A 12,454-nucleotide genomic window follows, 5' to 3' on the forward strand; every position below is an offset into this window, starting at 1 on the left:
TCGAGCGCGATGACGTCCCAGTCGCCCGCGAGCAGTCGTGCCAGCGCCACCCGGCAGCGGATGGGCTTCGGCGGGTCGGCCGCGAACACCGCGGTGATGCTGTCGAGGCTCGGCATCCGCTCGGCGATGATCGCCTGCGTCGGCGACGACGCCTGGGGCGCGCAGGCGATCGCCGGACTGGCGGCCGAGGGCGTGGATGCCGCCCTCGTGCGGCGCTGCGCCACCGAGCCCACCTCGCTGAACGTGATCACGGTCACCCCCGACGGCGAGCGGACCATGTTCGCGTACCGCGGGGCGAGCGCCGAGCTGGGTCCGGACGCGGTGCCGGCGGATCTCCGCGGCGCGAGGCACCTGCACATCTCGGGTTACGCCCTGCTCGCGGATCCGCAGCGCTCCGCTGCGATCGCGGCCGCGCAGCACGCCCGTCGCGCGGGTATGACGGTGTCGCTGGACGTCCCTGTCGACCCGGTGAACGCGGTGCCCGAGGTGCTGCTGGGCTTCCTCTCTTCGGTCGACGTCGTGATCGTCGGAGCAGGCGACGCGCGCCGGCTCACCGCGGAGCCCGACGACGAGCGGGCGGCGGATGCGATCGCGAGCCGCGGTCCGGCGACCGTGGCGCTGACCGGCGGCGCGGCCGGATCCCTGCTCCGCACCGACGCGGGGTTCGTACGCGCGCCGGTGCCCGAGGTGAAGGCTGTCGACACGACGGGGGCGGGCGACTCGTTCGGCGCCGGCATCATCTTCGGAGTGGTGCGCGGCATGCACGATGCGATGGGGATCGCCGCGCTCGCGAACGCGTGCGGGGCCGCGGCGGTCGGTGTTCCCGGCGCCGGTGCGGGGCTGCCCGGAGCCGACGGCATCCTCGCGGCTGTGTCGGGGCTGCCCGAGCAGCTGAGAGCCGAGCTCACCTCGGTCCTCGCCGCGCAGTAGACCTCGGCACGGGTACATCACGGCACGGGGCGTCCTCAGCCCGCGCGGCCTAGAATCTCCTGGTGCCCACCCCCAAGATCGTGCTGTTCTACGCGTTCGCGCCGCTCGCCGACCCGGATGCCATCCGGCTGTGGCAGCGCGACCTCGGCGAGGCGCTGCGCCTGCGCGGCCGCATCATCATCTCGAAGGACGGCATCAACGGCACGCTCGGCGGTGATCTTCCCGCGCTGAAGAAATGGGTGCGCCGGTTCCGCGACCACGCGGCGTTCAAGGACGCCGACATCAAGTGGAGCGAGGGCACAGGGATCGACGCCGACGGCTTCAGCGTCGACTTCCCGAGGCTCAGCGTGAAGGTGCGGGACGAGATCGTCTCGTTCGGCGCCCCCGGCGAGCTGCGGGTCGACGAGCACGGCGTGGTCGGCGGCGGCGAGCGGCTCACCCCGGCGCAGCTGCACGAGCTGATGGACGAGCGCGGCGACGAGGTGGTCTTCTTCGACGGGCGCAATGCGCTCGAGGCGGAGATCGGCCGGTTCCGGAACGCGATCGTGCCCGACACCGAGACCACCCGCGACTTCGTGCGCCTGCTGGACTCCGGGGAGTACGACGACCTGAAGGGCAAGCCGGTCGTCACCTACTGCACCGGCGGAATCCGCTGCGAGGTGCTGTCCAGCCTGATGGTGTCGCGCGGCTTCGGAGAGGTGTACCAGCTCGAGGGCGGCATCGTCCGCTATGGCGAGGCCTACGGCGACGACGGGCTGTGGGAGGGCTCGCTGTACGTGTTCGACAAGCGCGGCTCGGTCGACTTCTCCGACCACGCCGCGATCATCGGCGAATGCGTCGGGTGCGGGGCATCCACCAGTCGCACGGCGAACTGCCCGGACGCGTCGTGCCGTCGGCAGTTCGTGGTCTGCGCGGACTGCGGTGCCGTGCCCTGCTCCGAGCACGCAGCCGCAGCCCCGCTCAGCGCCTCCGCGTGAACAGCGACGCGGGCAGCAGCCTGGCCAGCACGCGCTGACGCGAGTCGACGCTCACCGCCAGCTGCGCGAGCACGATCTTCAGCGGGTTCGCCAGATTCCCGGCATCCGGCCTCGACTGCGCGTAGCTGATGTGCTCGACCGCCCGCACCAGCGGCGCGAGGGCCGCAGGGTCCACCCCGCGGGTCATGGCGAGCACGTCGGCGCGCACGCGCGCGGTCTGCGCCGCGGGCGCCGCCAGCCCCAGATCCACGAGCGTGTCGCTCAGCTCCCGCCACGCGGCCATCGCATCCCCGCCCCGCGCCTGTCCCACGCGTGCGGCGCGGCGCAGCTCGCGCACCAGCATCGGCAGCAGCAGCACGATCAGGATGCCGAACACGGTCAGCGTCACCGGGGTCGGATCCAGCCTCTGCAGCGGGACCGCCCCGGACGAACCGGGGTCCCGCTCCTCGGCCGGGCCGCCGGTCGGGGTAGGGGTGGCGCCGGATGTCGGCCCGGCGCTCGGCTGCGGCGCATCGGGTCCTTCGCCGCTGCCGCCACCCGCCGAGTCGGACTGGAAGTCGGTGGGGACGCCGAGCGTCGCAGTGGGCTCGAAGGGCACCCAGCCGATGCCGCCGAAATGCACCTCAGGCCAGGAGTGCAGCTGGTCGCTCGAGACCGAGTAGACGATGTCATCGCCGCGCCTCTCGTCGGTCGTCGTGCCCGGCAGGTAGCCGACCACGATGCGCACTGGCATGCCGAGTGACGAGGCCATCAGTGCGAAGGCGCCGGCGAAGTGGATGCAGTAGCCGGTGCGCTTCTCGAGGAAGGTCGCCACGGCATCCGCTCCCGTGCCGTCGAAGCCCTCGGTCACGGGCGCCTCGAGCGAGTAGGTGAAGTCGGTGCGGAACCAGTCCTGCAGGGCGACCAGCCTGTCGTAGTCGGTGTCGGCGTCCGCGGTGACCTGATGGGCGAGCTGCGAGATGATCGGCGGGAGGTCCGCGGGGAGATCTGCCATGGGACCGGTCGCCGAGGATGCGCGGATCTGCTCCAGTGTGGGCGCGGCGGTCGCGACCTGCACGGTGTAGTCGGCGCCGGCGGCGTCCTGCGTGCGGCTGACGACGGTGCGGTTCCCGGGCATCGCCGACCAGCCGCTGCCGACGTCGGTCACCCGCTGCGGGGCGTACGGCACGGGCAGACGGTCGCTGGAGACGCCGGTCACCCGGATGGACACGGTGGTGTCGACCGTCTTGATCGGGTCCGCCCAGTCGCGCTCGCCGAATCCGTCGCCCAGCGGCACCCGGTCGCCGCTGTCCGGCCGCCACACGTCGCCGTCGAAGCGGGACAGCGTCGCCATGCGCAGGTACGGCGGCAGTGCGGCCGAGGTCACCAGGGTCAGCGCCTCGATTCCCTCCGGGCGGCGCAGATCCTCGCCGAGCCGCAGGTCGGCGTTGACCGTCAGCATCGGCCCGGTGCCGGGAAGAGCGGATGCCACCGGTAGGACCGGCGCGAGCACGAGCGCGAGCACCACTGCGACGACGCCCGCCGAGGTGGCCACCGAGTAGGAGACGCCCTGCGGCGCGCGCCGGTCGTGGCTGGCGCCGAACCGCAGCAGCAGCAGGGTGACGATGGCCTGCATCAGGAACCAGGCGATGTTCACGGAGCCGAAGGAGATCAGCATCGGCATGACGCCGACCACCGAGGTGAACAGCACGGCCAGCATGACCTGCCGGTGCGCGACCAGCTGGTCGAGCAGGATCACGACCACCGCGAAGGCCAGGCCCAGCAGGGTCGCCATCGGCATGGACGCCGCGATCGGGGCGACGCCGTTCATGATCTCGTCGACGCTCTGCTGCAGCCGCAGCCCGATCAGGCGCACGGACTGGTCGGTGGGGATGAGACCCATCAGGGCGGTCTCGCCGGCGAGCATGGCGGTGAGCGCCACGACCGCCGCGATGATCTGCGCGACCAGAACGACGACGGCGCGGAGGCCGGGGCGCACGCGCACGGTCGCGAGGCGCAGGAGGACGCCCGTGAGCACGATCACGACGATGAGCGCGCCGAGCACGAACGTCCACACACCGGGAAGCACGGCGCCGGTGTACGACCACACCGTGACGAAGGCGGCCAGCGCCGTCAGCGCGCCCGCGCCGGCTGGGCTGACCGGTCGGCGCTCGGAGTCGCGTTCCCGGGTCCGGTCAGACATGCGGCACCGCCTGGAAGGGGAGGACGGATGCCCAGGTGTCGGCGAGGTCCACGGCCGAAGACGGCAGCGGGGCGGGACGCCAGCCGTGCTCGCGCACGGTGGACATCGCGTCGTCGGAGGCCTCGGCCGCGAACAGCAGCGGGGCGGCCGCGCCGGCGGTGCTGAGCTTCTCGGCGTCCTCGTCGGGCAGGCGCCCGGTGATCAGCACGAGCGGGCCGGGGGGAGTGCTGCCGACCACCGACCGCAGATCGTGGGTCTCGCCGCGCGGGGCGACCATCGCGAGGGCGATCATGAGATCGTCGCGGTCCTCCTCGTGGCCGCGCAGCGCTCCCAGCGCGTTGCCGGAGCTGTCGACCACGTCGACGCTGTAGCCGTCCTGCGCCAGGCGCAGTGCGACGGAGGCGCACAGCGTGACCGCGCTCTCGAACAGCGGATCGGGCTCGTCGCCCGGTCGGTCCCAGCGGTCGGCCGCGCGGTCGAGCACGACCATGGCATCCGGGCTCGCCTCTTCCTCCTCCTGCCGCACCATCAGGGATCCGCGGTGCGCGGTGGCCCGCCAGTGGATGCGGCGACGCGAGTCGCCGGCGGAGTACGGGCGGGGGATGAGGTTGTCGGCGCCCTGCCCGATCCGCGTGGAACGGGTCTGGGCCGTACCTCCGGCCGCGCCCACCTTGGTGGGCAGGGGGTCGAGCGCGACGGTCTGCGGGATGACGGTGATCGTGCGCGTGTCGCCGAAGGCCTGCTCGCGCTGCGCGAGGCCGAACGGGTCGGTGGTGCGCAGCATCAGCGGGCCGAGCACGGAGATCCCGCGGCGGACGCCCTCCAGGTCGTAGCGCAGGGCGTCCTGCGGGTAGGCGCCGGTCGCCTCGCCGCGCACCGCGGGCGGGAGCGTGTCGCGCCAGATGCCGTTGGGGACGCCGAAGGCCCACAGATCGAAGCGCACCTGCACCCGGGAGGTCTCGCCGACAGCGAGCAGGTCGGTGGAGATCTGCCGGCGCACCTCGCCGCGCCGCCGCGGCACGCGCACGATCATCAGGCAGATCAGCGGCAGCGCCACGAGCAGCACGCCGAGGTAGAGCAGGGGTCGCGCGGAGACGATGTTCGCCGCGATCATCAGCAGGATGCCCGAGAGCAGGCATCCCCACCCCCGACCGGTCAGCGGACGGCGCTTCATGGGGCTCAGCGGCGTGCGCCGGCGAAGGGCACCGGCACGCGGGAGATGATCTGGGTCAGCGCGGCCTCGACCGGCTGGGTGCCTGCGCGGTGCACGCCGCGGGCGGCGAGCAGGCGGTGCGCGAACACCGGGATCACGAGGTCGGCGATGTCGTCGGGCACGACGAACTCGCGCCCGTCGAGCGCGGCGCGCACCTTCGCGGCGCGCACCAGCTGCAGCGTCGCACGGGGGCTCGCGCCCAGGTGCAGGCCCGGGTCCTGACGGGTTGCCTGCGCGAGCGCGACCGCGTACTCCTCGAGGGATTCGGCCACGTGCACGCGCCGCGTCCAGGCGATCAGGGCGCCGATGGTGGCGGCATCCGTCACGGGCGAGATCGCGGCGAGCGGGTTGGAGGTCTCGCGCTGACGCAGCATCTGCGTCTCGGCAGCGGCATCCGGGTAGCCCATCGAGATGCGCATCATGAACCGGTCGCGCTGGGCCTCGGGCAGCGGGTAGGTGCCCTCCATCTCGAGCGGGTTCTGCGTCGCGACGACGAGGAACGGCGCGGGCAGGTGATGGGTGGAGCCGTCGACGGTGACCTGCCCCTCCTCCATGGCCTCGAGCAAGGCGGACTGGGTCTTGGGCGATGCGCGGTTGATCTCGTCGGCGATCACGATGTTGGCGAACACGGCGCCGCGCTTGAACTCGAACTCGCGCGCCACCGGGTCGTACACGGCGACGCCGGTCACGTCGCCGGGGAGCAGATCGGGGGTGAACTGGATGCGGCGGACCGTCGCGTCCACGCTGGCCGCGAGGGCCCGCGCGAGCATGGTCTTGCCGACGCCAGGGACGTCTTCGATGAGCAGGTGGCCCTCGGCGAACAGGCAGGTCAGCGCACTGCGCACGGCCTCAGGCTTGCCGTCGATGACGGAGGAGACCGAGGCGATGATCTGCGAGGTGTGCTCGGCGAACCGCTCGGCGGTGATCTGGGCGGTGCTCTGCTCGGTCATCTGCTCTGGCATGCGGTGGCTCCCCTGCGCGACGGTGCGAACTCTGATCGTAACGCGGGGAGGTGAACGGGGGGAGCGTTCAGCCCCACAGAACCGTGCGCGGTACCTCGTCCAGCCGGCCGGGCTGGGCGCGGGCGGCGCGCAGGGTCACCAGGCCCGCCTCGCCCTGCAGCTCGATGAGCTCGCAGGGGCCGAGCGCCTGGGCCCACAGGTCGCGGAAGTGCTCGGCATCCGCTCGTCGCCGGGCGATCTGCGTCGGGACCGGAAGGAGCGCCGGGGAGCGGCGGCCGGGGAGGCGCAGCAGGAAGCGCGGCGTGCGCACCGGGCCGAACAGCTCCTGCACGGCATCGGCCAGCATCCGCCGGGTGCGAGCCTCACCCTGGAAGGCCAGCCGCAGACGTGAGGAGCCGTCGAGAAGGCGCTGCAGCTCGACCTCGATGGCGCCCTCCGGCAGCGGCGGGATGCGACCGGCATCCTGCAGCGCCTGGCCGACCGCCTGCGCCGCCGCGCGATACGCCTGTGCGGGATCGAGCCGCTGCCGCACCGCCCTCGTGATCGCGCCCAGCCGAAGGCTGGCGGGGAAGAGCGCGCCGAGCACGGCGCCGATGCCGAACGCGAGCGGCGGATCCCAGCCCAGGAAGCCGCTGGCCATGCCGACCGCGCCGCCTCCGATCAGCGCGCTGTACAGCAGCGATCCGCTCGCGCCCGCGGCCACCGCGGGCAGGGTCTGCACCAGTTCGGAGCGACGGATGCTGCGCATGGCCACGACGTCGCGCTCCCTCGCCTCATACGGCTCGCCGACGCGCCAGTCCGCGAGCGTCTGCGCGCGCGACCGCATCCCGGACTTCACAACCTCGTTCAACTGCGCGATCGTGGTGGTGGTGTCCTTCGCGACGATGCGATCGAGAAGCGCCTGGGCAGGGGCATCCAGCGCGGCACCGAGACCGGTGATCACGCGGGTGTGGTCGTCGGCGCTCAGACCCCACAGGTGATCGTGGCGGCGGCGCAGCCGGTTCAGCTCGGCGGCGTCATCCAGTTCCACGTGCGGAGGGATCAGGCAGACGACCGACCAGTTGTGGGCGACCTTCCCGGGCCAGGCCGGGTCCAGGCGCAGCGTGCGTCCGCGCAACTGCTGCGTCCCGACGCTCGTCGCCACGCTGGTCAGATCGATCAGCGTGTTCACGGCCGGGCAGTCCCAGCCCTCGCCGAGCAGTCCGCGCGTGCCCACCAGCAGCCGGACCGTGCCGCCCGTCACGAGCCGCGACACGGCGGCGACCAGACGCCCGCCGCCGAAGCCGGGCACGCGTAGCACCCGGGTGGGGCCGAAGCCGTCCTCGACCTCGACCGCGGCGCCGAGCATCACCCGCAGCGCGCGGGCGATGCGCTCGGCGTCCGCGGCGGTCGTGCGCAGGTGCTGAGCCGTGAGCAGCACCGGCGTGAGCGCGGCGGTCTCCGGCTCGGATGCGAGCAGATCGAACACGCGCAGAGCGCCGGGCGCAGCATCCCCGGTGAGGCCGCGATTGTCGCCGGACTCCACCACATCCGTCACGACCACCGCGCGGATGCGCTCGCCGTCGGGGGAGCGCAGCTCGTCCCGCAGGATGTCGACCGCCGTGTGGTCCTTCGCGACCGACGTCGACAGCGTGGCCTCGAGCGGGTTGCGTCCTCGGCGGATGCCGCGATCCGTCAGATGCAGCCCGAAGTCGGCCAGTGCGCCCTTCACGTACCGCCACTGATCGCGCGCGGCGGGGTCGGGCAGCAGCCGCGTGAGGGCGAAGCGGGACAGCACCAGCAGCAGATCGTCCGTGCTCGCCCGGCCGAACAGCCGCGGATCCAGGAACGCGACGAGCGGATGCTCGGGTGCGATCGCCCTCAGCACGGCGCCGCAGGTGCGGGCGAGGGCGAAATCGTCGCTGAGGGCGCGGTCGATGCCGCGGCGGGCGGTCTCCTCCGGCGGGAGCGGATGCTGATCGGCATCCGTCTCCGCTTCCTGCACGGGCGCGGGAGGCTGCAGCTGCCGCTGGAGGTAGGCGATGCCGTCGGCAGAGGCGAGCACCTGCACCATGAGCTCGTGCAGCCGCGCCTCGCTCTGGCGGATGAAGAGCGCCTCCTGCGGGACGGGCTCGGTGAACCGGACGTGCGACCGGTACGGCGCGAGGTGCCCCTCCTTCACGACCGCCGGGGTCGGCACCTCGTAGTCGACCTCCCCGAGCAGGCCGGTGTAGTTCTCGAAGCCGGTCCCGTCATCGGGGGAGGGGAGCGTCGCGGTCAGCCCGATCAGCAGGCCGGTCCCGCCGCGCTCGCGGATCCGCGCCCGCAGATAGGCGACGACGATGGCCCAGTGATCCAGCAGGTGGTGGCACTCGTCGAGCACGATCGTGTCGACGCCGGCCTCGACGATGCGCTCGATCAGCCTCAGCGCGTTCGGATGCAGCACGCGGGCGAGCAGGTCCGGTCGCGCCTGCGCGAAGCGGCGGCGGAGCGACGCTGCGCGCTTGCGGATGCCGCGCAGGTACTGCGCCCGGTTGTCGACTGCGATCGTGGCCAGCCAGGTCTCGGCATCCGCGTCCGTGCGTCCCGCCGCGGTCAGTTCGTCCGCCCACTGCGCCCGGGCGAGGTCGTCGAAAGGCGAGCTGTCGCCGGTGACGCTCAGCAGCTGATAGGTGAGCACCGTGAGATCGGCGAGGGATGCCGGATCGTCGCCGACCCGGGAGGCGTCGGCGGTGAGGGTGCGGGCGGTCCGCAGCCACTGCTCTCGGATCGTGACGGTGGGGGCGAGCACCAGCGTACGGTGCTGCTCGCGCGCGGCCAGCAGCAGGCCGAGCAGCGTCTTGCCGGAGCCGGGCGGCGCGACGATGTGCATCGCGCCGTCGGCCGGAGAGGGCGGGATCTGCGCCAGCACCTCGGACTGGTAGGTGCGCAGCCCGCCGTCGTACCGCCAGTCGGCGAGCGGTCCGGGCTGCGGTGTCATCGTGATCGAGCGTAGCGGGGAGCCCCGGCCCGCTCGGACCTAGGGCTGTCCAAGGCGGCCCTCCCCGTCGGGTAGACTCGTGGACGGCTCTCCGCGTGACGGCATCCAGGCCAATTCCCCCAGGACGGAAACGTAGCAAGGGTAACCGGGCTCTGTCGGGTGCGCGGAGGGTCTTTTCTTTTGTCCGGGCGCATGCTTCGCGGGTACAAGTACCTGATCAAGTGCGGTATATTTCCCCGTCGACGTGTTGATCTCAACAGCCGATCCTGCGCTCCTCATGGCTCACGGGGGCGACCGCAGCTTCTTATATGGCGCATCAGGCGATGTTGTGACATATGGATTCTCTGTGTTCTGGGATCTTGTTGGGAGTGTCTCGCCGCCGATAGCTTGCGGCCATGATCTCTCGTTTCGTGCGTGCTTCCGTCGCGCTCTCATGCGCTGCAGCCGTGGTGTGGGCCGGTGCTGTTCCCGCTGCAGCGTCGTCTGCCGTACCGGCTTCTGGCGGTCTGGTGTCGACGGTCGTGCAGTCGGCCGCAGCGGCACAGGCCAAGGCTGATGCTGCGGTGTCAGCCGCACAGCAGCAGGCGGCGGAATCGGGCGCACCGGTTGTCGTCGAGGAGCTGACCAGCCCGACCGAGCTGACGACGGCGATGCCGGACGGATCCACGCAACTCGAGCAGTGGACCGTCCCGGTGAGAGTCCCCCGCGAGGGCGGCTGGGTGCCGGTTGACACCACGCTGCAACGAGAGGGCGACTGGTATTCGCCGGCGGCCTCGGTGTCGGGTGTGCGGTTCTCCGCCGGCGGCTCAGGTGCTCTCTCGCAGACGCAGACTGCGTCAGGTGAGTGGATCTCGGAGACCTGGACGCACGGCGATCTTCCGGCACCGACGATCGAGGGAGATACGGCGACATATGCCGAGGTGTTGCCGGGCGTTGATCTCAAGCTGACTGCGACGGCGTCCGGTATGGCTTCGGTGTACGTCGTCAAGTCGGAGCAGGCGGCACGCAGCAGCGAGCTGAGCGAGTTGGGCGTTGCGGTCGAGGGCGCCACGCTCAGCACTCCGGAACGAGGGCTGGTGAAGGCGCGCGCCGCGGACGGCTCATCGCTGCTGGCGAACCAGCCCTTGTGGTGGGACTCGTCCGGAGGCGGCACGTTCGATGCTCCAGGCGCGGGGATGCCCCCGACGCCGGTGGAGCACGCGGTGACCGCTGATGAGGTGACTCTTGACGTGGGTGCTTCGGTGGATGCGCAGCTGAAGCGCGAAGGATCGGTGACGTATCCGATCTTCGTGGATCCCGACTGGGCACCGGGGATGACGGCGTCGTGGGACACCGACAGGGCATACCCGAACGCTCGGCATCTGACGACGGATCCGCTGTACGTCGGAAATTACAGCACGTGGCACTCGGACATGTTCTTCCGATTCCCGATCGGATCGGTTGCCGGCAAGCAGATCCTGAACGCCGTGCTCGGCACTACTCTGACGAATGTTGCTGCGTGCCCGCCGGGCCCGATCAGCAGTCATTACATCAACTACACCAGCATCCCGAATCCCGGCTTCACGTGGAACGAAGAGTCGGCGATGAAGGCGTCCGGTCAGATGGCCTGGTCGGGACCGATGCAGAGCTGGACGGGGCCGAGCACGTGCGGTGCGAAGTGGGAAAGCGTCGGATGGACGGTGACGACGGCGATCACGACTCAGCTCGCGGCGTCGAAGCCCAGCGTGGACATCGCGTTCACGGGCAACAACTCGACCTCGAGGAAGCATTTCGCGAAGGCGGCTTCGCTGACGATCTCCTACAACACGCCTCCGAGCACTCCCACAGGTGCGAAGTTCTCCTCGCCGGATCGGCCGTGCGGCACCGCAGCTGCTCCGGCGATGATCGGGCAGACCGATGTCACTGTGGTCGTGGATCAGCGCGATCCGGACGGCGGTAACGTCGACGTCAACTTCGACCTGGTCGAGGCGGCGAACCTCGGTGTGGTGGTTCAGCACACCACCGGCGGACTCGCCGCGCAGGGGCTGAAGTACGGGACGTTCACGGGGCTGACGAACGGCAAGACGTATGCCTGGCGCGCCCGCGGCAGCGATTGGCTGATCGACGGAGTCGGCTACAGCCCGTGGTGCTACTTCACCGTCGACACGACGCCGCCCGCTTTTCCCGCGGTCAGCGTCCCTTCCAGCGGTTTGACGGTGGGCGGGACGTCGTCCGCCACGATCACAGTCAACCCGTCGGATGGCGTGGACTTCGTCGCCTACACCGTGAATGCGGCTCCGATCTCAGAAGCGTTCGTCTTCGACAGATTCGCCAGCCGGCCGACGTGCGGGGCTGTGCTGGGGTTGGTGCACATCGCGTGCCCGTCGGCGACGGGGACTGTGTCCGTGCCGTTCTCCCCTGCTGACAGCGCTTCGACGATCTGGGCGGTGTCCTATGACAAGGCGGGCAATCCGTCAGTCGTCCCCGGACAACCGTCGTCTGAAGCCGGGCGGCGCGGAGTGGGCGTGCAGGTCACGGCATCGAACAGCGGGGCCGTGAGCTTCGCTGCGGGTCATGTGTGGCGTACGCAATCGCAGCCATCGCCGTTGGGTGCGTCGATCCCGGATTCCCACGCGTCGTCTCCGGTACCGCTGACCCTCGGCCGAGACACCATCCGGACGCTGAAGGCCAACCCGGTTTCGCCGGGCAGTTCCCTGCTCAAATCCGTTCTCGGGTTCGCGGACCCGGCAACGACCGGGCTCACGGGACCCGACTTCAGTGCGTCGTCGTCTGCGGTGTCTGCCTTCGCGGGCTCCTATTCGGTGGCGGCATGGCTGAAGCCGGGGGCGTCGGGAACGGGTACTGCAGTGTCGATGGGCGCCGGCTCCGCATCGCGGATCGCTGTCACCGCCGGGAACTGGGAGTTCTGCGCTGCGACATCGACGGGTTCCAGCTGCGTGAGCGCAGCTCGCCCGACGGGTGATCAGTGGGTGCATGTGGCGGGTGTGGCTGACGTCGTCAACGGTCAGCTGCGCCTCTATCTCGATGGTGCGCTGGCTGCGACGGCACCTCGCCCGGATACCGCTCAGAACTTGGGCAGCAGCGTGGTCGATGTCGGGGTCGCCCGCAGTGCGGGCGCAGTCGCGGCCCGATGGCCAGGGCAGCTCGCCGATGTCGCCGTCTTCGGCGGCGTCCCCACTTCAAGCCAGCTGGCAGCGCTCCGGCTGGGCACGGACCCCGCACAAGGATGAC

General features: G+C 71.1%; 7 protein-coding genes and 1 other RNA gene. 4 read left to right on the forward strand and 4 right to left on the reverse strand.

Annotated elements, in window-relative coordinates; translation table 11 throughout:
- The coding region (locus ACTJJ4_RS17795; RefSeq protein WP_440944563.1) for a carbohydrate kinase family protein at positions 1 to 930 on the forward strand (930 nt) is incomplete at its 5' end.
- Between the two features lie 62 nt (positions 931 to 992).
- On the forward strand, positions 993 to 1,907 hold the full coding sequence (gene trhO / locus ACTJJ4_RS17800) for an oxygen-dependent tRNA uridine(34) hydroxylase TrhO (protein WP_440944564.1): 915 nt from the start codon (positions 993 to 995) through the stop codon (positions 1,905 to 1,907).
- On the opposite strand, the gene ACTJJ4_RS17805 is transcribed toward trhO, so the two are convergent.
- From ACTJJ4_RS17805 to ACTJJ4_RS17820, 4 genes are all read right to left on the reverse strand, one after another.
- Positions 1,891 to 4,089: a transglutaminase TgpA family protein gene (locus tag ACTJJ4_RS17805; RefSeq protein ID WP_440944565.1), complete on the reverse strand. Its 2,199-nt coding sequence runs from the start codon at positions 4,087 to 4,089 to the stop codon at positions 1,891 to 1,893. The two genes, trhO and ACTJJ4_RS17805, sit on opposite strands and share 17 nt — an antisense overlap.
- A complete protein-coding gene (locus ACTJJ4_RS17810) occupies positions 4,082 to 5,263 on the reverse strand; it encodes a DUF58 domain-containing protein (protein WP_440944566.1) in 1,182 nt (393 codons plus the stop codon). The genes ACTJJ4_RS17805 and ACTJJ4_RS17810 overlap by 8 nt, the downstream gene beginning before the upstream one ends.
- A gap of 5 nt (positions 5,264 to 5,268) precedes the next feature.
- The gene (locus ACTJJ4_RS17815; protein WP_440944567.1) at positions 5,269 to 6,264 is read right to left on the reverse strand and encodes an AAA family ATPase; all 996 of its coding nucleotides are present in this window, start codon (positions 6,262 to 6,264) and stop codon (positions 5,269 to 5,271) included.
- Positions 6,265 to 6,331: 67 nt separating this feature from the next.
- The gene (locus ACTJJ4_RS17820; protein WP_440944568.1) at positions 6,332 to 9,223 is read right to left on the reverse strand and encodes a DEAD/DEAH box helicase family protein; all 2,892 of its coding nucleotides are present in this window, start codon (positions 9,221 to 9,223) and stop codon (positions 6,332 to 6,334) included.
- An 82-nt stretch (positions 9,224 to 9,305) separates the two neighbouring features.
- Here ACTJJ4_RS17820 and ffs point away from each other — a divergent pair.
- Positions 9,306 to 9,402, forward strand: an RNA gene (gene ffs / locus ACTJJ4_RS17825) — signal recognition particle sRNA small type.
- 216 nt (positions 9,403 to 9,618) lie between these two features.
- Entirely contained in the window at positions 9,619 to 12,453 is a 2,835-nt protein-coding gene (locus tag ACTJJ4_RS17830; protein ID WP_440944569.1) for a LamG domain-containing protein, read from the forward strand.
- The last annotated feature ends 1 nt before the right edge of the window (position 12,454 follow it).

Origin of the sequence: Microbacterium sp. 22195 (assembly GCF_052056515.1) — a bacterium.
Classification (GTDB): Bacteria; Actinomycetota; Actinomycetes; order Actinomycetales; family Microbacteriaceae; genus Microbacterium.